This is a genomic window from Mesorhizobium sp. STM 4661, from assembly GCF_000359125.1.
Taxonomy (GTDB): Bacteria; Pseudomonadota; Alphaproteobacteria; order Rhizobiales; family Rhizobiaceae; genus Mesorhizobium.
On sequence record NZ_CAAF010000003.1, the window covers coordinates 1 to 23,838 of the forward strand.

The following is a 23,838-nucleotide window of genomic DNA, read 5'->3' on the forward strand; positions in this document are numbered from 1 at the left end:
ACCTTCTCCCCGTATAGTGACGGGGAGAAGGGGCTGTTCGCAGCGCTGGCGACCCCCTCTCCCCGTTCTTCACGGGGAGAGGGTAAGGGTGAGGGGCAGCGCCGAGCTCAGCAAAGTAGGGCTATAAGTCACCGCCCGCCGATGACGCCGATATAGTCCGACACCCAGCGATAATAGGGTACGCACTGGTTGTTCCCGGTGGCGCATTTCGACACCGGCGTCTTCCAGAACTTGATCTTGTCGAAATTGTCGTAGCCGTTGGTCTTGCAGCCCTCCTCGCCGAGCAGCTCGTTGCCCTTGCAGGCGGCCGGCACCACCGGCAGCGAACCGAACCAGGCGGAGACATCGCCCTGCACCTTCGGCGACAGCGAGTGCTCCAGCCACATATAGGCGCAGTTCGGGTTGGCCGCGTCGGCCTCCATCATCGTGGTGTCGGCCCAGCCGGTGACGCCTTCCTCGGGCACGGTCGAAGAGACCGGCTTCTTGGCGGCAACCAGCGTGTTGACCTGGTAGGGCCATGAGCCGGAAGCGACGACGCCTTCGTTCTGGAAATCGTCGACCTGGATGGCGGCGTCATGCCAGTAGCGGCCGACCAGCGTGCGCTGCACGCGCAGCAGATCGAGCGCAGCCTTGTACTGGTCCTCGGTCAGCTCGTAAGGATCCTTGATGCCGAGTTCCGGCTTGTGGAACATCAGATAGTTGGCGGCGTCGGCGATGTGGATCGGCCCGTCATAGGCCTGGACGCGGCCCTTGTTCGACTTGCCGTCGGGCAGGTTCATCTCCTCGAAGACGACGTTCCAGCTCTTCGGCGCCTCCTTGAAGACGTCGGTGTTGTACATCAGCACGTTCGGTCCCCACTGGTAGGGCACGCCGTAATGGACGCCGTCGATCGTGAACCAGGGCGCATCCTTCAGCCGGTCGTCGACCGTCTTCCAGCTCGGGATGAGATCGGTGTTGATGGGCTGGACGCGCTTGCCGGCGACAAGGCGCAGCGAGGCGTCGCCCGAAGCGGTGACGAGGTCGAAGCCGCCCTCGTTCATCAGCGCGACCATCTCGTCCGAGGTGTTGGCGGTCTTGACGTTGACCTTGCAGCCGGTGTCCTTCTCGAAGGACGTCACCCAGTCGTAGCCCTTGTCGGTTTCGCCGCGTTCGATATAGCCGGGCCAGGCGACGATGTTGACCTCGCCTTCGCCCTTGCCGAGCTCCTTGACCTGGGCGATGGCCTGGCCGGAGAAGCTCAGCGCGACCGTCAATGCAGTGCATGACTTCAGGAATGAATTCATCATCGATCTCCCATTTTGGCGCATGACCCCGAAAACCGGTTTCGGTTTTCGGAAAGGGATCATGCGCAAACTCAAGATGTCAGAGCGTCCCGGCGCTCTGACGGCCGCACTGTTGACGGCGGCTTTGGTTCCCTAAGAGAAAGTGCTGCGAAAATTCCGGTTTCGCAAATTCATTTATCAGAACGCCGATATCGGTTTTACCGATAGATTATCGGCCGATCTTGTCCGGCCGCTGACGGATCATGCGCTGCGACTGGGCGAGCCCGATGAAGTCGCGCGCCGCCTGCGGCAGGCCGGAGCCGCGGCGCCAGACCATGCCGACCTGCACGACCGGCAGGGCACCCGAAATATCGCGCGATTCGATGCGGTCGCCTTCCAGCGACCATGGCCGGTAGACGAGGTCGGGCAGCAGCGCCACGCCGGCGCCGGTGGCGACGAGGCTGCGCACCGCCTCGACCGAGCGGGTGCGAAAGGCGACATGCGGCTTGGCGCCGATTGCCGCCAGCAATTTTCCAGTGTTCTCCTCGATCTCGTCGACGGTCAGCATGATCAGCGGCTCCGAGGCGATGTCACTAACGCCGATAATTTCGGCGCCGGCCAGCGGATGGCCGAGCGGCACCCATAGCCGATAGGCCGAGACTTCGAGGATTTCCGACTGCAGCGCGGTGCGGTCGCGCAGATTCGAGGTGACCATGACAGCGATGTCGAGCTTGCCGCCGATCAGCAGATGTTCGAGATAGTCGCCATTGTCCTCGATGGCCGACACCTCGACGCCGGGATAGGCGCGGCGGTAGCGGGCGAGAAGATCCGACAGCACATAGCCGGCGACCAGCGAGGTGACGCCCAGCTGCAGGCGGCCGCCGGCCACGATCTGCTCGCCGAAGAAGGCGCGGCGCGCGTCGGAAACATCGGCCAGGATCTTGGTCGCGTGGCGCAGGAACTGGTGGCCCTTATGGGTGATGTTGAGGCCGCGCGGGTGGCGCTCGAACAGTTCGACGCCGAGATCGCTTTCGAGCTCCTTGATCGCCTCGGTGACCGACGATTGCGAGATCGACAGGTTCTGCGCGGCGCCCGACACCGTGCCTTGCTCGGCGACGGCGATGAAGAACTGCAACTGGCGGATGGTGAAGGCCATGGCCGGACTAAACACGGCGAAGGCCGCGCTGGGAAGTGGGTGACCAGCGAACACGTGACGACCATAAGATCGTCGGTCTGCGATCAGACCCCGGCTTCGCCACCGGCAATGCTGAGCCGCGCGCCCGCCTGGCCGAGTGCGGCGGCGATGTCGCGCGGTGGCGGCCGGTCGGTGGCGAGCTCGGAAAAGCCGTCGAAACCGCAAACCTGGACAAGACCCTGGCGGCCGAATTTGGTGTGGTCGGTGATGACGAGGGAACGCTGGCCGCGCGACAGTACCATGCGGGCGAATTCCGCCTCCTCCAGGTCATAATCCATGACGCCGGTGACGGCATCGACGGCGCCCGTGGAGATCACCGCGTGGCTGACGGAAAAACGGCTGACGAATTCGATGGCCGAAACGCCGAAGGCCGCACCTGAATCGCTGCGCAACTCGCCGCCGGCCATGTAGACCTTGTTGCCGTTGACGGTGGCCAGCGTGCGGGCGATGTCGGAGGAGTTGGTGACGACCGTCAGCCGCCGGTGGCCAAGCAGTTCTCGGGCCAGGAAAGACGTCGTGGTGCCGGTGTCGAGCATGATCGATTCGCCGTCGCGGATGGTCGTCGCGACCATGCGCGCGATCGTTCGCTTGGCATCGGCGTTTTCGCGCATGCGCCGCTCGAACGGCGCCTCGCCGACCATGGACGACAGGCCTACCGCGCCGTGCATCTTCAGGATGGAGCCATCACTGGTGAGCGGCTTGACGTCGCGGCGCACGGTTTCCAGCGAGACGCCCAGCCGGTCGGCCAAGCTGGCGATGGTGACGGTGCCTTCCTCCTGCAGGAGACGCAGGATCTCACCATGCCGCTTCGAATGGACCATCAGACTTTCCGCTCGCACAGTTTGGGTTTCTGACCGGTTTTACGCCAAATACGCCCATACTTACAACAATATCGAACTACTTCAGGCAAAAAGACGTAAAAAGCCACAGATTCTCGTTGACAAGCCCGGCCAGATGGCGCGAGATTATTGTTGTGACAGGCTCGTAACTGCTGCCGGAGAACGATGGTCGAGCCGCACAAAAATTCACCTTTCCGGACGCCTGCAAAGCGCCCGGCATAGGGGAAATGGAGTTTCAGGAATCCGCGGGGGCGGATGCCGGCGTCGAAGAACCCGGCACAGGGGCTCGTCGGTGCGGTGCGGGATACCATCCCGCACCGACGAGATTTTCACATTACCCCCTACCGCCCGCTGCCATCTTCGGGTCATCCATGGCCTTGTTGAACCCCCGCCAAACGAGGGATGAATCCTTGACTGTCGAAGACCGCATCCGCGCCCTGCCCTGTTGGACCGGCATGATCGAGATCGCGCCGCTGCCGGGCGGCCTGAGCAACGCCAACTATGTGGTCAAGGATGCGGCCGGGCGGCATGTCGTGCGCTTCGGCCAGGACTATGCGTTCCACCATGTCTTTCGCAAGCGCGAGGTGATGACGGCGCGTGCGGCGCATGCCGCCGGCTTCGCGCCGGCCGTCCGCTATGACGAACCCGGCATCCTGGTGACGGAATTTCTCGGCGCCAAGGCCTATGTCGCGGAGGATGTGCGCGCCAATATCGGCCGCGTCGCCGCCCTGATGCGCGGCTTCCACCGCGAAATGCCCAATCATGTCTCGGGCGCCGGCTTCATGTTCTGGGTGTTTCACGTCATCCGCGACTATGCGCGCACGCTGGAGGAGGGCGGCAGCCGCAAGCTGAGCGATCTGCCGCGTTTTCTGACCTTGGCGGACGAACTGGAACGAGCGCAGAAACTGCTGCCGATCGTCTTCGGCCACAACGATCTTTTGCCGGCAAATATTCTCGATGACGGCAACAGATTGTGGCTGATCGATTTCGAATATGCCGGTTTCAACACGGCGATGTTCGACCTTGCGGGTGCTGCCTCCAATGCCGGCCTGAGCGACGAGGAATCCTTCGCCTTCCTCACAGCCTATTTCATGATGGAACCGGACAAGGCGATCCGCCGCTCGCACGCGGCCATGCAATGCGCGTCGCTGCTGCGCGAGGCGATGTGGAGCATGGTTTCCGAACTCTACCTCGATGCGCCCGGCATCGATTACGTTGCCTATACCGACGAAAACCTGACGCGGCTGGATGCCGCGCTGGAGAACTACAGAACAAAATACGGGATGCAGGCATCATGACCTTGCCCAGCCATGCCGAGATCGTGGTTATCGGCGGCGGCATCATCGGCTGTTCGACGGCCTATCATCTGGCGCGCGACCACAAGGCCGATGTCGTGCTCCTGGAACAGAGCAAGCTAACCTCGGGCTCGACCTGGCACGCCGCCGGGCTGGTCGGCCAGTTGCGCTCGTCGGCCTCGATCACGCGCGTGCTCAAATATTCGGTCGATCTCTACAAGGGACTGGAGGCCGAAACCGGGCTGGCCACCGGCTGGAAGATGACAGGGTGCCTCAGGCTTGCGACCAATGCCGACCGCTGGACCGAATACAAGCGGCTGGCGACGACGGCGAAGAGCTTCGGCATGGACATGCAGTTGCTGTCGCCGGCCGAGGTCAAGAAGATGTGGCCGCTCCTGGAAACCGGTGATCTCGTCGGTGCCTCCTGGTTGCCAACCGACGGCCAAGCCAGCCCCTCCGACATCACCCAGTCGCTGGCCAAGGGTGCACGCATGCATGGCGCCAGACTGTTCGAGGACGTCCGCGTCACCGGCTTCGACATGAAGCACGGCCGCATCGTCGCCGTGAAGACCAGCAAGGGCGACATTGCCTGCGACAAGGTGGTGAACTGCGCCGGGCAATGGGCGCGGCAGGTGGGGGCGCTGGCCGGCATCAACGTGCCGTTGCAGCCGGTGAAGCATCAGTACATCATCACCGAGAAGATCGAGGGGCTGGCTACCGACGCGCCGACGATCCGCGACCCGGACCGCCGCACCTATTTCAAGGAGGAGGTCGGCGGGCTGGTGATGGGCGGCTATGAGCCCAACCCGCAGGCGTGGACGACCGGCCTGCCCGGGGGCGATGTGCCCGATGACTGGGAGTTCCGGCTGTTCGGCGACGATTACGATCATTTCGAGCAGCATATGAACCAGGCGATCGCGCGGATCCCGGCGCTCGAGAGCGCCGGCGTCAAGCAGATGATCAACGGGGCGGAGGGTTTCACGCCGGACGGCAATTTCATCCTCGGCGTCGCACCGGAATGCGCCAACATGTTCGTTGGCGCCGGCTTCAATGCCTTCGGCATCGCCTCCGGCGGCGGCGCCGGCTGGGTGCTGGCGCAATGGGTGGTTGACGGCGAAGCACCGCTGGACCTGTGGGTGGTCGACATCAGGCGTTTTTCGGGCTTGCACCGCGACCGGCAATGGGTCCGCGACCGCACGCTGGAAGCCTATGGCAAGCACTACACGATCGGCTTTCCGCATGAGGAATATCTGTCAGGCCGGCCGCGCATCGTCTCACCGCTCTATGAGCGGCTGAAGACGCACCGCGCGGTGTTCGGCTCGAAGCTCGGCTGGGAACGGCCGAACTGGTTCGCGCCCGAAGGTGTCGAGCCTGAGGACATCTATTCGATGGGCCGGCAGAACTGGTTTTCAGCCGTCGGCGACGAGCACCGGCATGTGCGCGAAAACGTCGGCATCTTCGACCAGTCGTCCTTCGCCAAATACGAAATGTCTGGCGTGGACGCGCAGAAGGCGCTGGACTGGATCTGCGCCAACGACGTCGCCAAGCCTGTCGGCCGGCTGACCTACACGCAGCTCCTCAACACGCGCGGCGGCATCGAGGCCGACCTGACGGTGGCGCGGCTCGGCGAAGAGAAATTCTACATCGTCACCGGCACCGGTTTCCGCACGCATGATTTCTCCTGGATCGGCGATCATGTCGGCAAGGATCTCGACGTCACCCTAACCGATGTCACCGAGAATTTCGGCACGCTGTCGCTGATGGGCCCCCGCGCCCGCGATGTGCTGGCTGCGGTAACCGAGGCGGATGTGTCGAACGCCGGCTTCCCGTTCGGCCATGCGCGCGAGATTGTTGTCGCCGGCCACACGATACGGGCGCTGCGCGTCACCTATGTCGGCGAGCTCGGCTGGGAGCTGCATGTGCCGATCGCGGCGGCAGGCGAGGTCTTCGATGCGCTGATGAAAGCGGGGGAGGCACACGATATTCGCCCAGTCGGCTACCGCGCGCTGGAATCGCTGCGGTTGGAGAAGGGTTACCGCGCCTGGGGCGCCGATATCACGCCCAACGACACGCCCGAGGAGGCGGGCCTTGGGTGGGCGGTGAAGCTCAGGAAGAACACGGATTTCGTCGGCCGGCGGGCGCTTGAAAAGATCAACGGCGCGGCGCTGAAAAAACGCTTTGCCGGCTTCACGGTCGATAACCGGGAAACCGTGCTGCTCGGACGCGAGACGATCCTGCGCAATGGCGAGCCTGTCGGTTATCTCACCAGCGGCGGCTACGGCTACACGGTCGGCAAGAACATCGGCTATGGCTACGTGCGCAATGCCGATGGCGTCAGCGACGATTTCCTCGCCTCAGGCGACTATGAGCTGGTCGTGGCGATGGAGCGGACACCAGCGCGGATTCAGCTTCGGTCGCTTTACGATCCAGCCGGAGACAGGATCAAAGCGTAGATTCAGCTCACGCGCAGAACGAGGCCGCGGCTGGGCACGGTATCCGTCTCACCCGGCATCGAGACATAGGGCGGCGTTTCCTCGGCGCGCTCTATGACGCTCTTCGCCTCGAGCTCGGCCATCCGCACGGCAAATCCCGCATCCCACAGCGTGTTCTTGACCGTCAGCACGATCACGCCGCCCGGCCGGCAGATGCGGATCAGTTCGTCCAGCCCCTCGACGCCGACATGGCCCGAGGTAAAGACGCCGGCCGATACGATCCCGGCATAGGCACCGTCGGCGAAAGGCAGCGGCCCGCCGAGCGCCAGGCAATGCAGCGCCGAATAGACGCCCTTGCGCTTGGCCTGGGCCAGCATGCCGGCGGAAATGTCGAGTGCCTCGACCTTGGGATAGCCGGTAATGGCAAGCCATTCGCCGATGAGGCCGGTGCCGGCTCCGGCATCGAGCAGCGGCGCCGCGCCGCGCGGCAGATGGCGGGCCAGCAAGGCAAGGCAGATGGTTGGATGACGATAACCAGCCGCCGACATGTCGGCATCGTAGGTGTCGGACCAGCTGTCATAGAGGGCCGCCACGTCCTCGGGCCGCTTTGCCGCATAGGCAGCGGCGAGCGGGCCTTTGTTTTTCTTGTCCGTCATCCAGTCCCGTCCGCCGACTCGTGGGCTCATACGCCATCCGAATGATAGCCAAATGGCGAAAATTGTGGAACCGTCGCCGCGAGAAAATAACGCTTTGGGAGGAGGGGCGACGCGATGGTGGTTAACGAGGCGCGCGCGAGGCTTGCGGCCATTCCGGTGCTGGCCGGCTATGACGGGCCGCTGGAACGCCTCGGCGGCCTCACCAACCTCGTCTTCAAGGCCGGAGATGTCTGCCTGCGCATCCCCGGCAAGGGCACAGAGGAATATATCAACCGCGCCAATGAGGCGGTGGCGGCGCAGGAAGCCGCCAGGGCCGGGGTCAGCCCCGAGGTGCTGCATGCCGACGGCAAGACGGGCGTGATGGTGACGCGGTTCATCGCCGGCGCCGAGACGATGTCGCCGGAAAAGTTCAAGACCCGGCCGGGCAGTCCGGGGCGTGCCGGCGAGGCCTTCCGCAAGCTGCATGGATCGGGTGCGGTCTTCCCCTTTCGCTTCGAGCTGTTTGCGATGATCGACGACTATCTGAAGGTGCTGTCGACCAAGGACGTCACCCTGCCCGCCGGATACCACGACGTGGTGCGCGAGGCCGAAACCGTGCGGGCTGCGCTGGCCGCGCATCCGCTGCCGCTTGTCGCCTGCCATTGCGATCCGCTGTGCGAAAACTTCCTCGATACGGGCGAGCGGATGTGGATCGTCGACTGGGAGTATTGCGGCATGAACGATCCGCTCTGGGACCTCGGCGACCTCAGCGTCGAAGGACAGTTCGATAGGGCGCAAGACGAAGAGATGATGCGCGCCTATTTCGGCGGCGAGCCTTCGCCGGCCGAGCGCGGCCGTGTCGTCGTCTACAAGGCGATGTGCGACCTCTTGTGGACGCTGTGGGGGCTGATCCAGCTTGCCAACAACAATCCGGTCGACGATTTCCGCGCCTATGCCGACGGCCGCTTCGCACGCTGCAAGGCGCTGATGGAGACGCCAGAGTTTTCAAGGCATCTGGCGGCAGTGCGTGCGGGTTAGGCACCGGAAATCCGTGTCTCAGTTCACGCCCTTCGGCACGTTCTCCGGCGGCACCACCGTATCGACCACCTTCTGACGGTGGAAGATGAACATACCGGCCAGCACGATCACGCCGGAGCCGATCAGGATGCGTGGGCTGGGAATGTCGCCGAAGAACACCAGCCCGAAGACCACCGCCCACAGGAGCAGCGTGTAGTGCAGCGGCGCTAGCGTCGAGGCCGGCGCCAGCTTCAGCGCCCTGGTGATCATCAGATGCGCGCCGCAGGAGACGATGCCGAGCAGCAGCATGGCGCCGAAATCGAGCGCGGACGGCGTCTGCCAGTTGCCGATGGTCAGCACCGCGCCGACCAGCAGCGTGCCGATGGTTTGCCAGGTGACGAGCGAGGTGTCGCTGGTGCCACGCAGCCGGCGGTTGAGGATGATGGCGAAGGCGAAGGAAATGCTCCCGACCAGTGCGAAGGCCGACGACAGCGAAAACGCGGCCGAGGATGGCTTCAGCATGATCAGCACGCCGCAGAAGCCGACCAGGATCGCCATCCAGCGCCGCCAGCCGACCTTTTCGCCGAGCAGAAGATGGGAAAGTGCGGCAACATAGATCGGCCCTGCCATGTAGAAGCTCATCACGTCGGCGAGCGGCAGATAGACAACGGCGGCGTAGAACAGCGCGGTGTCGAGCGTCGTCATGACGACGCGCAAAAGCTGCAGTTCAAGGCGCTCCATCCGGAACAACTTGGCCGTACCTTGATGCGCGATCATTGGGCCGAGCACGAAAAAGGCGCCCACGGAACGGATCAGCACGACCTGGCCGACCGAAAAGCTGGCGACCAGCCATTTGCCCATCGCGTCGTTCAACGCAAACAGGAAATCGCCGGCCAGCATCAACAGAATGCCCGCCAGCAGCACATTCCTGACCGTCGGATTCTGGGCTATCGGCTGTGCCATGCCGTTTTCGGTTCCTGCCGCATGTATCGCCTCGTAGACGCAAGCAACCGGCTTGACGAGCAGAAATCGGAAAACCGGCCGGACCAGAGCCGGAAATCGGCTGGGCCTATGGCGCAGATCGCGGCTTGAATGGTTGCTTTGCGGGCTGGGACCCGGGTCGCGCCTACTTCGGCTGTGGCCGGATGATGATCGGCCGATAGATCACCGGCCTCTCCCATGGATCGAAAGCCGAGGCGCTTCGCAGTTCCGCGCGCCGATCGAGATCGATCCGCTGCAAGCATTCGGCGAAAGCGTCGTTCTTCTTGGTGAATCCGTAGGACCGGCATTTCGCCTCGTCGGCGGCACGACGATCCTGCGCCGTCATGCAGCCAGCGCAAAGCACCGCCAACGCGACCGCCATCACAGTCTTTTGCCACATCGCGGTAATCCTCCTCGAACTAAAGTGGAGGTTTATTGTAGACTTAATTGTGGCCAAGCGAAGCGGAGAGCCTTGATGCAGAGCGGCTCGCCTGTTGGGCCTGCTGGCGGCTCGCTTATGACCGCGAACCTACCGCCTTGTGCCGGCGGTTCACCTGCACCGGCCGGCCGGCGATCGACAGCCGTGTTTCCTGCTTCGTCCGCTCCGCAACCACCTTGCCCCTGGCGATGACGCAGAGACGCTCAGGGCGCAAGCGTATGGCCTCGACCGGATTGCCGGCATCGAGGACGACGAGGCTGGCGCGCTTGCCGACCGCAAGACCGAGATGGTCCAGCCCCATGATGGCGGCGTTGACATTGGTGACCATGTCGAAGCAGCGCGCCATGTCGGCGGGGCTCGACATCTGGGCGACGTGCAGGCCCATGAAGGCGACGTCGAGCATATCGGCGGTGCCGAGCGAATACCAGGGATCGAGCACGCAATCCTGGCCCCAGCCGACACGGATGCCCATGGCTAGCATCTCCTTGACGCGTGTCAGGCCGCGGCGCTTGGGAAAATTGTCGTGACGGCCCTGCAGCATGATGTTGATCAGCGGATTGGGGATCGCCGACACACCCGCCTCGGCGATCATCGGCAGGAGCTTGGAGACGTAGTAATTGTCCATCGAATGCATGGAGGTGAGGTGCGAGCCGGCCACCCTGCCCTGCAAACCAAGGCGCTGCGTTTCATAGGCCAGCTGTTCGATATGGCGCGACAGCGGGTCATCGGTCTCGTCGCAATGCAGGTCGACCATCAGCCCGCGCCTTGCGGCGATCTCGCACAGTTCCGTCACCGAACGCGTGCCGTCGGCCATGGTGCGCTCGAAATGCGGAATGCCGCCAACGATGTCGACGCCCAGGTCGAGCGCGCGGATGGTGTTGTCGCGCGCCGTCGGCGAGCGGTAGAACCCATCCTGCGGGAAGGCGACCAGTTGCAGGTCGATATAGGGCGCAACCGTTTTCTTGACATCAAGCAGGGCTTCGACCGCCAGCAGCCTGTCGTCGCAGACATCGACATGAGTGCGGATGCCGAGCAGACCCATCGACACAGCCCAATCGCAATAGGCGAGCGCGCGGTCGCGCACCGCCTCATGGGTCAACAGCGGCTTCAACTCGCCCCACAGCGAAATGCCTTCGAGCAGCGTGCCCGACACGTTGATGCGCGGAATGCCGTAGGAGAGCGTGGCGTCCATGTGGAAATGCGGATCGACGAAGGGCGGGGCGATCAAATTACCGTGCGCATCGATCGCCGTGCCGGCAGTGACGTGCAACTCGGGCGCGATCGCCGCGATCGTCTCGCCGATGATGCCGATGTCGGCAATCGTGCCGTCGGGCAGCGTGCCGCCCCGGACGATAAGGTCGAAATCCATCTGTCGCCATCCTCTTCTAGGAATCACCACGCCATCGTGGCGCAAAAGACAGCTTGCCGCAGCCGTTTGTTTCAGCGCGGGTGGAAGGTTCCATCCGGACGCAACTCGCTCTATAAGCCGCCTTTCGTCCCCGTGGCGAATCCGAAATTCGTCTCAGCCAGGCATGGGATCAGCCATTTGTTTCGCTTCTTCCGTTCGACGGAAAACCAGCGCCTTATCGCAAGGCTGGTCAGGGAATCCTTCCGCGAGCACAAGTTTGGTTATGGCGCCGCCATAGCGTCGATGCTGGTGGTGGCCGCGACGACGGGCGCCAGCGCCTGGATCCTGCGCGAAATCACCAATGAATTCGTGATCTATAAGAGAGTCGAGCGCGTCAACTGGATCGCCGCGGCGGTTGCCGCGATCTTCGTCGCCAAGGGCATCGCCAATTTCGTCCAAGCCTACTTCATGAGCCGCGTCGGCAACAGCATCATCGCCGAACGGCAACGCAAGATCTACGACCGCATCCTGGAGCAAGGCATAGAGTTCTACCATTCGACCTCGTCGTCCGACCTGATCACCCGCATGACCAACAACGCACAGGCGGCGCGCAGCGTGCTCGACCTCGTCGTCACCTCCTATGCGCGCGATCTGGTGACCTTGGTTGTCCTGGTGGGGGTCATGGTCTGGCAGCAGCCGGCGCTGTCCCTGATCTGCTTCGTCGTCGGGCCCGTAGCCATCTACGGCGTCAACCGCATCCTGAAGCGTGTCCGCAAGATCGCCGCGCAGGAATTCCGCTCGCTCGGCCAGATCGTGCAGGTGATGCAGGAAACGGCAATCGGCGTGCGTGTCGTCAAATCCTTCGGTCTCGAAGGCGCGATGCGCAAGCGCATGTACAAGGCGGTGTCCGATGTCGAGAACCGCGCCAACAACATTGCCACGCTGGAGGCTGCCACCAGCCCGGTGATGGAAACGCTCGCCGGACTGGCGATCTCCGGCGCCATTCTGGTCAGCGGCCTTCTGGTCCTGCAGGGAGGCCAGATGCCGGGCAACATCATGGCCTTCATCGCGGCGCTGCTGCTTGCCTATGAACCGGCGAAGCGCCTGGCCCGCGTGCGCATCTCGCTGGAAACCGGCATCGTCGGCGTGCGCATGATGTTCCAGCTCGCCGACCGGCCGCTGACGCTGGCCGAAAAGCCGGACGCCGAGCCGCTGCGGCCGGGGCCGGGCGAAATCCGTTTCGACAATGTCAGCTTTGCCTATCCCGAAAGCCCGCCGGTGTTCGATGGACTCGACCTGACGCTGGCGGGCGGCAAGATGACGGCGCTGGTCGGGCCATCGGGCAGCGGCAAGTCGACCATCCTCAACCTGATCATGCGCATGTACGACCCGCAGAGCGGCAAGGTGCTGTTCGATGGCCAGGACATCTCCTGCGCGACCATCGCTTCGGTCAGGGAAAAGATCGCCTATGTCAGCCAGGACACGTTCCTGTTTGCCGGCACGATCATGCACAACATCCGGCTTGGGCGTCAGGACGCGACCGACGACGAGGTCATCTCCGCCGCCAGGGCGGCCAATGCGCATGACTTCATCACCTCCTTGGCCAAGGGCTACGAGACGGATGTGGGCGAGAACGGCGCGCTGCTTTCAGGCGGCCAGCGCCAGCGCATCTCGATCGCGCGCGCCATGCTGCGTAGTGCGGAGATTCTGCTTCTGGACGAGGCGACCAGCGCGCTCGACGCCGAATCCGAGGCACTGTTCCGCGACGCGCTGCAGCAACTGACGGTCGGGCGCACCACCATCGTCATCGCGCACCGGCTGTCGACCGTGCACCAGGCCGACACGATCGTGGTTCTGGAGGCCGGCAAGGCGGTGGAAAGCGGCCCGCACAAGACCTTGCTCAAGCAGGGCGGGCTGTATCAGAAGCTTTATGAGTACCAGCTGATGCCTTGAGGCGGTGTGTTGCCGGACGTGGGAGCCATGCCCCCTCATCCGGCCCTTCGGGCCACCTTCTCCCCGAGGGGAGAAGAGATCAACGTCAGCGCCAGCCTCTTCTCCCCAGCGGGGAGAAGGTGGCCGCGTAGCGGCCGGATGAGGAGGCCTAGGCGCAAACCTTACTCCGGCACGTGCCTCACAGCACCCTTGTCGGCGCTGGTGGCGAAGGCGGCATAGGCGCGCAAGGCGGTCGTCACCTTGCGCTTGCGCTTCTCCTCGGGTTTCCAGGCAGCGGTACCCTTGGCCTCCATCGCCGCACGGCGGGTAGCCAGTTCGGCGTCGTCGACCGCAAGGCGGATGGTGCGGTTCGGGATATCGATTTCGATCGTATCGCCCTCCTCAACCAGTCCGATCAACCCGCCTTCCGCCGCCTCCGGAGACGCATGGCCGATGGACAGGCCTGATGTGCCGCCGGAGAAACGACCGTCGGTGACCAGCGCGCAGGCCTTGCCCAGGCCCTTCGATTTGAGATAGCTGGTCGGGTAGAGCATTTCCTGCATGCCGGGGCCACCGCGCGGCCCTTCGTAGCGGATGACGACGACATCGCCGGCCTTGATCTCGTTCGACAGGATCGCCTTGACGCTCGAATCCTGGCTTTCGAAAACCCTGGCCGGGCCGATGAATTTCAGGATCGATTCGTCGACGCCGGCGGTCTTCACGATGCAGCCGTCGAGCGCCAGATTGCCTTTCAGCACGGCAAGGCCGCCGTCTTTCGAGAAAGGCGTCTGCGCCGAGCGGATGACGCCCTTCTCGCGGTCGAGATCGAGCTCATCCCAGCGGCGATCCTGGCTGAAGGCGACCTGCGTCGGCACGCCGCCGGGTGCCGCGAGGAAGAAATCGCGAACGTTCTGGCTGGAGGTACGGGAGATATCCCAATGGTCGAGCGCCTCACCCAGCGTTCGCGTATGCACGGTCGGCAGGTCGCGGTTGATCAGTCCAGCATTGTCGAGCTGGCCGAGGATCGCCATGATGCCGCCGGCGCGGTGGACGTCTTCCATGTGCACATCCGCCTTGGCGGGGGCAACCTTGCATAGCACCGGCACCTTGCGCGACAGCGCGTCGATGTCATCCTGATCGAAGTTGATCTCGCCCTCATGCGCGGCAGCCAGGATGTGCAGCACGGTGTTGGTCGAGCCGCCCATGGCGATGTCGAGCGTCATGGCGTTCTCGAAGGCGCCCTTGGAGGCAATGCTGCGCGGCAGCGCCGTCTCGTCGTCCTGCTCGTAATAGCGCTGGGCGAGATCGACAACGAGATGGCCGGCCTCGACGAACAGGCGCTTGCGGTCCGCATGCGTCGCCAGGGTCGAGCCATTGCCGGGCAGCGACAGGCCCAGCGCCTCGGTCAGGCAATTCATCGAATTGGCGGTGAACATGCCTGAGCAGGAGCCGCAGGTCGGGCAGGCCGAGCGCTCGATGACCTCGACGTCCTCGTCGGAGATATTGTCGTCGGCGGCCGCAACCATGGCGTCGACCAGATCGAGCGCCTGGGTCTTGCCGGCGAGCACCACCTTGCCGGCTTCCATCGGCCCGCCGGAGACGAAGACCGTGGGGATGTTGAGGCGCAGCGACGCCATAAGCATGCCGGGCGTGATCTTGTCGCAATTGGAGATGCAGACCATGGCGTCGGCGCAGTGCGCGTTGACCATGTATTCGACCGAGTCGGCGATCAATTCTCGCGACGGCAGCGAATAGAGCATGCCGTCATGGCCCATGGCGATGCCGTCGTCGACGGCGATGGTGTTGAATTCCTTGGCGACGCCGCCGGCCTTTTCGATCTCGCGCGCGACGAGCTGGCCGAGATCCTTCAAGTGAACATGGCCCGGCACGAACTGGGTGAAGGAATTGACCACGGCGATGATCGGCTTGCCGAAATCAGAATCCTTCATGCCGGTGGCGCGCCACAGGCCGCGGGCGCCGGCCATGTTGCGGCCGTGAGTGGTGGTGCGGGAACGATAGGCAGGCATGAACTTTCCTTAGCTGGCTGGCCGCGCCAGGGATGTCGCGGCGGCGCTGAATTCGGACCGCAGGCGTTATAGACGCCGAAGCCTGGTCTGGCCACAATTTTGCAGTGCGCCAGATTTTCCCAAGAAAATTTAATGACACTGTCGGATTGCGTGCCCCCCGGGCGTCCTTGGGCAAACGGCAGGGCAAATGACGCCAAACGTCAAGCCAGGCCGTTTCCCTGCGAAACCCAACTGAAACAGCCCGAGGAACAAAATATGCAAAAGATCACCCCCTGCCTGTGGTTCGACGGTCAGGCCGAGGAGGCCATGAACCACTACATGTCCATCTTCAAGAATTCGAAGGTGCTGAGCGTGATGCGTTGGCCTGAGGGCAGTCCCAGTGAAGGCAAGGTTCTGGTGACTTCGTTCGAGCTCGACGGCGTCGAGTTCCAGGCGCTCAACGGTGGACCGGAATTCAAATTCACCGAGGCGGTCTCCCTGTCCATCACTTGCAAGACGCAGGAAGAGGTCGATCATTTCTGGAACAGGCTGCTTGAAGGTGGCGAACCCAGCCAGTGCGGCTGGCTGAAGGACAAGTTCGGCCTATCCTGGCAGGTCGTGCCGGAGCAGTTGCCCAGGCTGCTGCAGGATCCTGACAAGGCCAAGGCCGGCCGCGTCATGCAAGCGATGATGCAGATGATCAAGATCGACATCGCCAAGCTCGAAGATGCAGCCAAGGGCTGAGTGATCTTCCCTTCTTCTCTTGCGGCCAGAGCCCAATAACGCAACTGGCCCACAAGGGGAGAAGGAAAAGGCCGATGGTCAAGCCGCCTTGTCGCGGACCTGGTAATCCTTGACCGCCGCAAAGCGGATCGCCTTCCAGCGCTCGGCCTCGTAATTGAGCGAGAAGGCGTGCTGGGCGAGGAACACCGGGTCATTGTCGAGGTCGCGGGCGATGTCGCCGCGATGCGCTTCGATGAAGCGCTGCACCTCGGCCTTGTCGTCGGCGGAGATCCAGCGGCAGACGGAAAAGCGCGACATCTCGAAATCGACCGGCAGCGTATACTCGAAGTTGAGCCGTTCCTTCAGCACGTCGAGCTGCAGAGCGCCGACGACGCCGACGATCGCCGGCGAACCATCCTCCGGCGAAAACAGCTGCACGACGCCTTCCTCGGCCATCTGATGCAATGCTTCCTTGAGCTTCTTGGCCTTCATCGCGTCGCCCAAGCGGACGCGGCGCAGGATTTCCGGAGCGAAATTGGGCACGCCACGGAACAGGATTTCCTCGCCTTCGGTCAGCGTGTCGCCGATGCGCAGCGTGCCGTGGTTGGGAATGCCGACGACGTCGCCGGCAAAGGCCTCGTCGGCGGTGACGCGGGTACGGGCGAAGAAGAATTGCGGCGCCGACAGGCTCATCGGCTTGCCCGTGCGCACCAGCTTGGCCTTCATGCCGCGCTCGAGCTTGCCCGAGCAGACGCGCACGAACGCGATGCGGTCGCGATGATTGGGGTCCATGTTGGCCTGGATCTTGAAGACGAAGGAGGTCATCTTCTCCTCGGTCGCCTCGACCTTGCGGGTGTCGGCCTCCTGCGCACGCGGCGGCGGCCCGAACGCGCCGAGCGCCTCGATCAGGTCACGCACGCCGTAATTGCGCAGCGCCGAGCCGAAATAGACCGGGGTCAGGTGACCCTCGCGGAACGCGTCAATATCAAGAGGTCGGCAAGCCTCCCGCGCGAGCTCCAGTTCCTCGATGAAGGCCTCGCGCTCGTTTTCCGGCAAAAGGCCGGCGACGCGGTTGGAATCGGGACCGTTGACCGGCGTGCGCTCCTTTTCGGCATCGCCCTTGCGCACGGCGTTCAGCGCCAGGTGATAGGTGCCGGAGAAGGTTTTTCCCCGACCGATCGGCCAGGTGATCGGGGCGGTGTCCAGCGCCAGCTTCTGTTCGATCTCGTCGAGGATCTCGAACGGGTCGCGGCTTTCGCGGTCCATCTTGTTGACGAAAGTGATGATCGGGATGTCGCGCAGCCGGCAGACCTCGAACAGTTTCAGCGTGCGCGGCTCGATGCCCTTGGCGGCGTCGATGACCATGACGGCCGAGTCGACCGCCGAGAGCGTGCGATAGGTATCGTCGGCGAAATCCTCGTGGCCGGGCGTGTCGAGCAGGTTGAAGACATTGTCCCCGTACTCGAAGGTCATCACCGAAGTGACGACCGAAATGCCGCGCTCGCGCTCGATCTTCATCCAGTCGGACCGGGTCTGGATGCGGTCCTTCTTGGCCTTGACCTCGCCGGCAAGCTGGATGGCGCCGCCGAACAGAAGCAGCTTTTCGGTCAGCGTCGTCTTGCCGGCGTCAGGGTGCGCGATGATCGCGAAAGTGCGGCGGCGCGATACCGCGTTTTCGATGTCTTCAGCCAATGTCTGGAATCCTGTCTGTGGCGCGGGCTTCTAGCAGCGCTTTTTGGACCTGTCGAACAGTTTTGGCCGAACAGGCCTTGCCCACACTTGAGATAGGATCGCCGCAATGGCATCAGAAGACGGGTTCTGCAGAGGTCCAGCATGAGCAAGCAAGTCATCGTCATCGGCGCCGGCATCGTCGGCGCGTCGATCGCCTGGCATCTGGCGAAGGCCGGTGCGGAGGTGACGGTGATTGCCGACAGCAGCGCCGGCGGGGTCGCCACGCCGAATTCCTTTGCCTGGATCAATGCAAGCTGGGGCAATCCGGAGCCGTATTTCCGGCTGCGCACCTTCGCCATGGCCGAATGGACGCGGCTGGCCCAGGACTTGCCCGGTATTCCGCTCCAATGGTGCGGTGGTCTGTGCTGGGACCTGCCGCCGGCCAAGCTCGAGGCCTATGCCGCGGAGCATTCCGCCTGGGGCTATGGCATCGAACGCGTCGGAAACCAACGCGCCGCGCTGATCGAGCCCAATCTCGCCGAATCCCCGGATTTGGCGCTTTATGTCGCCGAGGAAGGTGTAGCCGAACCCGTGGCGGCCTCTCAGGCATTGCTGGCCGATGCAGAACGACGCGGCGCTCGTATCATTACCGGCAAAGCCGTGACCGGGCTCGTGCAGTCCGGCGGCAAGGTTACAGGCGTGGAGATGCCCGGCGAACGGCTTGCCGCCGATGAGGTGGTGATCGCGGCCGGTGCCGGTGCTCCGGCGATCGCGGCGACGGCCGGGATAGACGTGCCGATCGAGACGCCGCCCGGCCTGATCGCGCATTCACGGCCCTACAGAAAGCTGCTCAACGGCCTGGTGCTGGCCGAGCGGCTGCATATGCGCCAGACGGCGCAGGGCCGCATCATCGCCGGCTCGGATTTCGGCGGCGCCGATCCGGGCATGGATGCCGAAGCCACCGCGCGCGACCTGTTCGCGGCGACGAAAGCCATGCTGCGCGGCGCCGACGGGCTGGAGCTGGATTTCCATACTGTCGGCTACCGGCCGACGCCGATCGACGGCTTTCCGATCATCGGCCGCGCCGAGGGCGTGCCCGGTCTATACGTCGCGGTCATGCATTCCGGCATCACACTGGCGCCAGTTGTCGGCCTGTTCGCCACCCGGGAGATCCTCGACGGCGAGCGTGACCCGCTGTTGGCGCCCTACGGCTTGGAGCGCTTCGGTTCATAGCCAGGCGGACGGCGAAAGCCACCGGTCAGTGGTTCCATTGCCTTGGCGATGCCGAGCAGCCGCGACTCCGACCAGCGCTTGCCAACCAGCTGCAGGCCAATCGGCAGGTCGTCGCTATCCTGCCCGCACGGCATCGCAAGCGCCGGGTGGCCGCTGTAGTTGAACACCGCGCCATAGGCCGGCAGCATCCAATAGCTCTGCTCCTTGCCGTCGACCTCGATCGGCGTCCCAGGCGTGCAATGCGGAAATGCCGTGGTCATGGCGACGGGACACAGCAAGGCATCGCAGCTTTCGAAGAACCGCTCCCAGGCAAGGATCGAGCGGTCGCGGCGGGCAAGTGCCGCGAACCAGCAAGAGACCGGCGTCGGTTCCTGTGGTGGCTTCGGTTGGGCGGCTTCCAGCATCATGCCGATCAGTGCACCGCCTTCAGCCAGATCGTCGTGCAAGTCGAGTTCCGGCAGTCTTGCTTCCTCGACGCTTGCGCCCGCCTGATGAAGCTGGCTTACCAGATTTTCGACGGCGGCACTGATCTCGCCGGCTACCGGAAGTCCGGGAAAGGAGGGGGCAAAGGCGATGCGCAACGTCCTGAGATCAAGTCTCGGCATGTCCTCGACCGGCACCGGCGCGAGATCGGTGTCGTGGCCATCCGGCCCGGCGATAATCCCATGGATCAGCGCCAGATCCTCGACGCCGCGCGCCAGCGGCCCGAGACAGGACATCAGCCGCACGCTGCGCGGCGCACCGCCCGGATCGGGAAAGGCACCGGCGAGCGAGATGCGGTGCTCGGTCGGTTTCAGGCCATAGACGCCGCAAAAAGCAGCCGGCAAACGGATCGAATCCTGCATGTCGGTGCCGACCTCGAACGGCGTCATCCCGGCGCAGAGTGCGGCGGCCGCGCCTCCGCTGGAACCGCCTGACGTGCGCGACAAATCCCACGGATTGCTGGTTCGGCCAAACAGCGGATTGTCCGATTGCCAGTCTCCCAGCATGGTCGCGACATTGGTCTTGCCGAGCAGAATGCCACCGGCGGCCTTCAGCTTCGCGACCACCGGACTGTCCTGTCTGGCGACATAGTCGGCAAAGGGTGGAAAGCCGACCGTGGTCTTCATGCCCGCGGTCTCGTGCATGTCCTTCAGCGTGAATGGCACGCCGTGCAAAGGTCCGAGAATGTCGCCACGCGCCACTGCCGCGTCGGCCATTTTCGCGCGTTCGCGGGCCCCTTCCCGGTCGAGCGTGACGACGGCATTCACCACCTCGTTGTGCCTGTCGATCTCAGCCAGATGCGCGTCCAGCACTTCCACGGCGGAAATCTTGCGGTCGCGGATTGCAGCGGCCAGTTCGGTGGTTGAGGAAAAGACGAGGTCCATGACGAATGCTCCGGCTTGCCGGCAACGCGGTTTCAAGCCAGTTCAGCATTCGAGAGCCGGCGGCGCTTGATCGAAATTGCGCCGACTGGATCTGTTGAGGTCGGCGCTCTACGTCGCCCCCCTCTGTCCTGCCGGACATCTCCCCCACGGGTGGGGAGATTGGATGTCGATTCGGCTTTCGCCAATCGCCAACGCTGAAGAGGAGGCACTGTCGGCGAAGCTGCCGATCTCCCCCTCGTGGGGGAGATGTCCGGCAGGACAGAGGGGGCGCTGTCCCGCGGACTTGCCGCAATTTGTAACCCGGCGAAGGAACTACACGGCCAGCGCCAGCTGGGCGCAATGGCTCTGTGCGATCAGCGAGTGGCAGGGCGCCGTGATGATGTCTTCGAGGAAGACCGCTTCACCAAGATAGGCCGCCCAGCGGCACATCGCTTAATCTTCCCTCAGGCGCGATCCACGAGAGCCGCCGGCTCCTTGACCGCGTGCGTGCCTCTGTTGTGCGTGCGCTCATAGAGCTCACGTACGATGCGGCTGGCCGTAGTCTCAAACAGAAACGGCAAGAAAGCGTGAATGAGCGCGGCGGCGGCAGCCATCAACAGGCGCGAGCAGAACCACGCGGCAAAGGCCATATGGCTGAAATAGGTCTCGCCCACCTTGGCCGGGTGAGAGGTGAAGAGCTTCGAAAGCTGCGTCATGGTGATCCCTCCTGCCGGGATAAGCCCCGATGTTGAGTATCCTGGCACAGGCTCGCGGTTCATCGGTCTCAAATTGTCCTTGTTTCTGGTGCTATTTTGGGACAAATATCCCAAATGGCGCCCGATATCGATGAAATCGATCGAAGATTGCTGGCCGAGCTGCAGCGCGACGGCACGCTGTCGGTCGACCAATTGTCGGAACGGGTGGCGTTGTCGCGCAATGCCTGCTGGCGCCGCGTCAAGCGGCTGGAGGAAGACGGCGTCATCACCGGGCGGGTGGCGCTGGTCGATGCCGACAAGGTTGGGCTCGGCCTCTCGGTGTTCATCCTGATCCGAACCTCCAACCACGATCCGGACTGGCTGCGGAAATTCCGCGCGGCGGTGACCGGGTTCCCCGAGATCACCGGGGTCTACCGCATGTCGGGCGATCTCGACTATGTGCTCAGGGCCCGCGTCGCCGACATGAAGGCTTATGACCGGCTCTACCAGCGGCTGATCGCCAAGGTGGCGCTGTCGGATGTTTCGGCCTCCTTCGTCATGGAGGAGATCAAGGAGACGACGGTCGTGCCAATGGAGGTTCGCTGACAGGCAACCACGGTGAAAGAAAGCCGTTGATAGCATTGCCGCCGAGTTGACTGAATCGGCATTTGCGCCGATAGGATCGGCCTCATGCGCGCAGCCTTTTATCCTACTCCCGTCATCGGCCCCTCCGTCGGTTTCGTCAGGTTGCCGCATGGCGAAGGCCTGCCGCTGCCGGCTTATGAAAGTGCAGGCGCCGCCGGCATGGATTTGCGCGCGGCGGTGCCGGACGACCGGCCGCTGCTGATCTTGCCCGGGAAACGCGCGCTGGTGCCGACCGGGCTGATCCTGGAAATCCCGGAAGGCGTGGAAGGCCAGGTCCGGCCGCGTTCGGGCCTTGCCTTCAAGCATGGCCTCACCTGTCTCAACACGCCCGGCACCATCGACAGCGACTATCGCGGCGAGGTGAAGGTGCTGCTGATCAATCTCGGCGACGAGGATTTCGCGGTGACGCGCGGCATGCGGATCGCCCAGATCGTCTTTGCATCGGTGATGCAGGCGACGGTCGAGGAGCGCACATTGGCCGGCGGCACGGCGCGTGGCTCGGGCGGGTTTGGGTCGACCGGCACGGCCTGATGAAAATACCCAAACTCGTCATCTTCGATTGCGACGGGGTCCTGGTCGACACCGAGAACCTGGCCAATCACCGCCTCGCCGAATGGCTTAGCACCGCCGGTTTTCCCGCCAGCTTCGAATACTGCCGCAAGAATTTTTCCGGCCGCAGCATGGTCTCGGTTCAGAAAGAGGTCGAGGCGATCGGCGTCAGCCTCGGCGCCGATTTCGTCGAGCGCTGGAACGCCGGGCTGCCGGATCTGTTCGCGCATGGCGTCGAGGCGATCCCTTACGTCCGGGACTTCATCGAGGCCGTCCACGCGGCCGGCATTCCAGCTTGCGTCGCATCGTCGGCACGCGTGTCGAAAATGCACATCACGCTCGGCCAGACCGGGCTTTTGCCGCTGTTCGAGCATGCGCTGTTCAGCTCGACCATGGTCTCGCGCGGCAAGCCTTTCCCCGACCTGTTCCTGCACGCCGCAAGCACGATGGGCTTCGCGCCCGCCGACTGCATCGTCATCGAGGACAGCGTGGCGGGAACGCAAGCCGGCATTGCCGCCGGCATGCGGGTGTTTTCCTATCACGGCGACCCGCATTCCGACCGCGACGGCCTCGCCGAAGCCGGCGGCATATTGTTCGACGACATGCGTGTGCTGGCAGGATTGGTGCCGATCCACTGACGCGGTGCGACACCAGCCGTGGCGCTGACCCGTTTGTCAGCAGAGAACGCCGAACGCTTCTGAGCCAACCGCATTCGTTTGCCCGGCGCAAATCGGCACGCTAGAATCCCTTTCACATCTTCGCATTCGATGGGGAGCATTCATGGACAAGGGCAAGATCTTTCGCGACCTGCATGCCTCGATCTTCGTCATGCCCAATCCGTGGGATGTCGGCACGACGAAGCTGCTGGCCTCCTTCGGCTTCAAGGCGCTGGCGACGACCAGCGCCGGCTTTGCCTTTTCGCGCGGCCTGCCCGACGGCGCGGTGACCTTCGACGCCATGATCCATCACTGCCGCGAGGTGACCGCGGCGACCGCCCTGCCGGTCTCGGCCGACCTCGAAAAGGGCAAGGGCGACAGCGCCACAAGTGCCGCCGAGACCATCTTCGCGGCCGAAGCAGCGGGCCTCGCCGGCTGCTCGATCGAGGACCATACCGGCGAACCCGACAAGCCGATCTACGATTTTTCGCATGCGGTCGAGCGCGTCGCGGCGGCGGCGGAAGCGGCGCGGGCGCTGAAGCGCGATTTCGTCTTCACCGCGCGGGCCGAAAACTTCCTGTGGGACAGGCCTGACATCGAGGACACGATCAAGCGGCTGCAAGCCTTCGAAAAGGCGGGCGCCGACGTGCTCTATGCACCGGGCATCGGCGACATCGAGACGGTGCAACTCGTCTGCTCGTCGCTCAGCAAGCCGGTCAACGTCATGGCGAGGCCCGGCTTCACCATTGCCGATCTCGCTTTGGCAGGGGTCAAGCGTATTTCGCTCGGACCCTGGCTCGCCAATTTCGCTTTCGGCATGCTGGAGACGGCGGCACGCGAGATCCAGCAGGACGGCACGTTCGGCTTCACCCGCGCCGCCATGCCTTTCAGCAAGCTGCAGGCGCTGTTTGCCAAATCCTTGGCTTAGATGGGCCCCGA

At 63.8% G+C, this 23,838-nt stretch carries 21 protein-coding genes and 1 pseudogene; 10 read left to right on the forward strand and 12 right to left on the reverse strand.

The features are described 5' to 3' along the window. Positions 1–128 precede the first annotated feature (128 nt). From MESS4_RS00190 to MESS4_RS00200, 3 genes are all read right to left on the reverse strand, one after another. Positions 129–1,283 (reverse strand): ABC transporter substrate-binding protein, encoded by a 1,155-nt coding sequence (locus MESS4_RS00190; RefSeq protein WP_006325105.1) that lies wholly within the window; start codon positions 1,281–1,283, stop codon positions 129–131. A 208-nt stretch (positions 1,284–1,491) separates the two neighbouring features. After that, positions 1,492–2,418 (reverse strand): LysR substrate-binding domain-containing protein, encoded by a 927-nt coding sequence (locus MESS4_RS00195; protein WP_006325107.1) that lies wholly within the window; start codon positions 2,416–2,418, stop codon positions 1,492–1,494. A gap of 83 nt (positions 2,419–2,501) precedes the next feature. After that, positions 2,502–3,278, reverse strand: coding sequence for a DeoR/GlpR family DNA-binding transcription regulator (locus MESS4_RS00200; RefSeq protein ID WP_006325109.1), 777 nt, complete (start codon positions 3,276–3,278; stop codon positions 2,502–2,504). A 428-nt stretch (positions 3,279–3,706) separates the two neighbouring features. Here MESS4_RS00200 and MESS4_RS00205 point away from each other — a divergent pair, with 428 nt between their 5' ends. Beyond that, entirely contained in the window at positions 3,707–4,594 is an 888-nt protein-coding gene (locus MESS4_RS00205; RefSeq protein WP_006325111.1) for a phosphotransferase family protein, read from the forward strand. Beyond that, positions 4,591–7,044: an FAD-dependent oxidoreductase gene (locus MESS4_RS00210; protein WP_006325115.1), complete on the forward strand. Its 2,454-nt coding sequence runs from the start codon at positions 4,591–4,593 to the stop codon at positions 7,042–7,044. The genes MESS4_RS00205 and MESS4_RS00210 overlap by 4 nt, the downstream gene beginning before the upstream one ends. A gap of 2 nt (positions 7,045–7,046) precedes the next feature. Here MESS4_RS00210 and MESS4_RS00215 read toward each other — a convergent pair whose 3' ends face one another. Then, a complete protein-coding gene (locus MESS4_RS00215; RefSeq protein ID WP_006325117.1) occupies positions 7,047–7,679 on the reverse strand; it encodes a class I SAM-dependent methyltransferase in 633 nt (210 codons plus the stop codon). 114 nt (positions 7,680–7,793) lie between these two features. On the opposite strand from MESS4_RS00215, the gene MESS4_RS00220 reads away from it, so the two are divergent. Beyond that, a complete protein-coding gene (locus MESS4_RS00220) occupies positions 7,794–8,696 on the forward strand; it encodes a phosphotransferase family protein (RefSeq protein ID WP_006325119.1) in 903 nt (300 codons plus the stop codon). A gap of 18 nt (positions 8,697–8,714) precedes the next feature. Here the strand turns inward: MESS4_RS00220 and MESS4_RS00225 are convergent, their stop codons facing one another. The 3 genes from MESS4_RS00225 to MESS4_RS00235 form a co-directional block, all read right to left on the reverse strand. Further along, entirely contained in the window at positions 8,715–9,638 is a 924-nt protein-coding gene (locus MESS4_RS00225; RefSeq protein ID WP_006325120.1) for a DMT family transporter, read from the reverse strand. Between the two features lie 163 nt (positions 9,639–9,801). Then, complete coding sequence (locus tag MESS4_RS00230) at positions 9,802–10,056, reverse strand: hypothetical protein (RefSeq protein ID WP_006325121.1); 255 nt, start codon at positions 10,054–10,056, stop codon at positions 9,802–9,804. A 115-nt stretch (positions 10,057–10,171) separates the two neighbouring features. Beyond that, positions 10,172–11,464, reverse strand: coding sequence for an amidohydrolase family protein (locus MESS4_RS00235; RefSeq protein ID WP_006325122.1), 1,293 nt, complete (start codon positions 11,462–11,464; stop codon positions 10,172–10,174). Positions 11,465–11,641: 177 nt separating this feature from the next. Here MESS4_RS00235 and MESS4_RS00240 point away from each other — a divergent pair, with 177 nt between their 5' ends. After that, on the forward strand, positions 11,642–13,396 hold the full coding sequence (locus MESS4_RS00240) for an ABC transporter ATP-binding protein (RefSeq protein ID WP_006325124.1): 1,755 nt from the start codon (positions 11,642–11,644) through the stop codon (positions 13,394–13,396). Positions 13,397–13,557: 161 nt separating this feature from the next. Here MESS4_RS00240 and ilvD read toward each other — a convergent pair whose 3' ends face one another. Further along, positions 13,558–15,402, reverse strand: coding sequence for a dihydroxy-acid dehydratase (gene ilvD / locus MESS4_RS00245; protein WP_006325125.1), 1,845 nt, complete (start codon positions 15,400–15,402; stop codon positions 13,558–13,560). Between the two features lie 255 nt (positions 15,403–15,657). Between ilvD and MESS4_RS00250 the strand changes: the two genes are divergently transcribed. Beyond that, positions 15,658–16,125 (forward strand): VOC family protein, encoded by a 468-nt coding sequence (locus MESS4_RS00250; RefSeq protein ID WP_006325131.1) that lies wholly within the window; start codon positions 15,658–15,660, stop codon positions 16,123–16,125. A 78-nt stretch (positions 16,126–16,203) separates the two neighbouring features. Here the strand turns inward: MESS4_RS00250 and MESS4_RS00255 are convergent, their stop codons facing one another. Beyond that, positions 16,204–17,796 carry a peptide chain release factor 3 gene (locus MESS4_RS00255; RefSeq protein ID WP_006325136.1) on the reverse strand — a complete coding sequence of 531 codons (1,593 nt, stop codon included), beginning with the start codon at positions 17,794–17,796 and terminating at the stop codon, positions 16,204–16,206. A gap of 141 nt (positions 17,797–17,937) precedes the next feature. Here MESS4_RS00255 and MESS4_RS00260 point away from each other — a divergent pair, with 141 nt between their 5' ends. Next, positions 17,938–19,008: an FAD-binding oxidoreductase gene (locus MESS4_RS00260; RefSeq protein WP_006325137.1), complete on the forward strand. Its 1,071-nt coding sequence runs from the start codon at positions 17,938–17,940 to the stop codon at positions 19,006–19,008. Here the strand turns inward: MESS4_RS00260 and MESS4_RS00265 are convergent. The 3 genes and pseudogenes from MESS4_RS00265 to MESS4_RS00270 form a co-directional block, all read right to left on the reverse strand. Next, complete coding sequence (locus MESS4_RS00265; protein ID WP_006325138.1) at positions 18,981–20,375, reverse strand: amidase; 1,395 nt, start codon at positions 20,373–20,375, stop codon at positions 18,981–18,983. The two genes, MESS4_RS00260 and MESS4_RS00265, sit on opposite strands and share 28 nt — an antisense overlap. A gap of 324 nt (positions 20,376–20,699) precedes the next feature. Beyond that, positions 20,700–20,804, reverse strand: a pseudogene (locus MESS4_RS33135) (class II glutamine amidotransferase); the annotation flags it as partial. 14 nt (positions 20,805–20,818) lie between these two features. After that, positions 20,819–21,070: a DUF6356 family protein gene (locus tag MESS4_RS00270; RefSeq protein ID WP_006325140.1), complete on the reverse strand. Its 252-nt coding sequence runs from the start codon at positions 21,068–21,070 to the stop codon at positions 20,819–20,821. Positions 21,071–21,184: 114 nt separating this feature from the next. Between MESS4_RS00270 and MESS4_RS00275 the strand changes: the two genes are divergently transcribed. The 4 genes from MESS4_RS00275 (at position 21,185) to MESS4_RS00290 (ending at position 23,827) form a co-directional block, all read left to right on the forward strand. Next, positions 21,185–21,655 carry an Lrp/AsnC family transcriptional regulator gene (locus MESS4_RS00275; protein WP_006325142.1) on the forward strand — a complete coding sequence of 157 codons (471 nt, stop codon included), beginning with the start codon at positions 21,185–21,187 and terminating at the stop codon, positions 21,653–21,655. Positions 21,656–21,739: 84 nt separating this feature from the next. Beyond that, a complete protein-coding gene (dut, locus tag MESS4_RS00280; RefSeq protein ID WP_006325151.1) occupies positions 21,740–22,225 on the forward strand; it encodes a dUTP diphosphatase in 486 nt (161 codons plus the stop codon). After that, entirely contained in the window at positions 22,225–22,881 is a 657-nt protein-coding gene (locus MESS4_RS00285) for an HAD family phosphatase (RefSeq protein WP_006325152.1), read from the forward strand. The genes dut and MESS4_RS00285 overlap by 1 nt, the downstream gene beginning before the upstream one ends. Positions 22,882–23,023: 142 nt before the next feature. Next, positions 23,024–23,827, forward strand: coding sequence for an oxaloacetate decarboxylase (locus MESS4_RS00290; protein ID WP_006325153.1), 804 nt, complete (start codon positions 23,024–23,026; stop codon positions 23,825–23,827). Positions 23,828–23,838 lie beyond the last annotated feature (11 nt).

What these genes read in the sequence shown, in the direction of transcription:
- MESS4_RS00270 (WP_006325140.1), bottom strand. Translation starts at nt 21,070, where the DNA reads ATGACGCAGCTTTCGAAGCTCTTCACCTCTCACCCGGCCAAGGTGGGC.
- MESS4_RS00210 (WP_006325115.1), top strand. Translation starts at nt 4,591, where the DNA reads ATGACCTTGCCCAGCCATGCCGAGATCGTGGTTATCGGCGGCGGCATC.
- MESS4_RS00265 (WP_006325138.1), bottom strand. Translation starts at nt 20,375, where the DNA reads ATGGACCTCGTCTTTTCCTCAACCACCGAACTGGCCGCTGCAATCCGC.
- MESS4_RS00275 (WP_006325142.1), top strand. Translation starts at nt 21,185, where the DNA reads ATGGCGCCCGATATCGATGAAATCGATCGAAGATTGCTGGCCGAGCTG.
- MESS4_RS00285 (WP_006325152.1), top strand. Translation starts at nt 22,225, where the DNA reads ATGAAAATACCCAAACTCGTCATCTTCGATTGCGACGGGGTCCTGGTC.
- dut (WP_006325151.1), top strand. Translation starts at nt 21,740, where the DNA reads ATGCGCGCAGCCTTTTATCCTACTCCCGTCATCGGCCCCTCCGTCGGT.
- MESS4_RS00230 (WP_006325121.1), bottom strand. Translation starts at nt 10,056, where the DNA reads ATGTGGCAAAAGACTGTGATGGCGGTCGCGTTGGCGGTGCTTTGCGCT.
- MESS4_RS00250 (WP_006325131.1), top strand. Translation starts at nt 15,658, where the DNA reads ATGCAAAAGATCACCCCCTGCCTGTGGTTCGACGGTCAGGCCGAGGAG.
- MESS4_RS00260 (WP_006325137.1), top strand. Translation starts at nt 17,938, where the DNA reads ATGAGCAAGCAAGTCATCGTCATCGGCGCCGGCATCGTCGGCGCGTCG.
- MESS4_RS00200 (WP_006325109.1), bottom strand. Translation starts at nt 3,278, where the DNA reads ATGGTCCATTCGAAGCGGCATGGTGAGATCCTGCGTCTCCTGCAGGAG.
- MESS4_RS00220 (WP_006325119.1), top strand. Translation starts at nt 7,794, where the DNA reads ATGGTGGTTAACGAGGCGCGCGCGAGGCTTGCGGCCATTCCGGTGCTG.
- MESS4_RS00215 (WP_006325117.1), bottom strand. Translation starts at nt 7,679, where the DNA reads ATGACGGACAAGAAAAACAAAGGCCCGCTCGCCGCTGCCTATGCGGCA.
- MESS4_RS00235 (WP_006325122.1), bottom strand. Translation starts at nt 11,464, where the DNA reads ATGGATTTCGACCTTATCGTCCGGGGCGGCACGCTGCCCGACGGCACG.
- MESS4_RS00190 (WP_006325105.1), bottom strand. Translation starts at nt 1,283, where the DNA reads ATGAATTCATTCCTGAAGTCATGCACTGCATTGACGGTCGCGCTGAGC.
- MESS4_RS00225 (WP_006325120.1), bottom strand. Translation starts at nt 9,638, where the DNA reads ATGGCACAGCCGATAGCCCAGAATCCGACGGTCAGGAATGTGCTGCTG.
- MESS4_RS00195 (WP_006325107.1), bottom strand. Translation starts at nt 2,418, where the DNA reads ATGGCCTTCACCATCCGCCAGTTGCAGTTCTTCATCGCCGTCGCCGAG.
- ilvD (WP_006325125.1), bottom strand. Translation starts at nt 15,402, where the DNA reads ATGCCTGCCTATCGTTCCCGCACCACCACTCACGGCCGCAACATGGCC.
- MESS4_RS00290 (WP_006325153.1), top strand. Translation starts at nt 23,024, where the DNA reads ATGGACAAGGGCAAGATCTTTCGCGACCTGCATGCCTCGATCTTCGTC.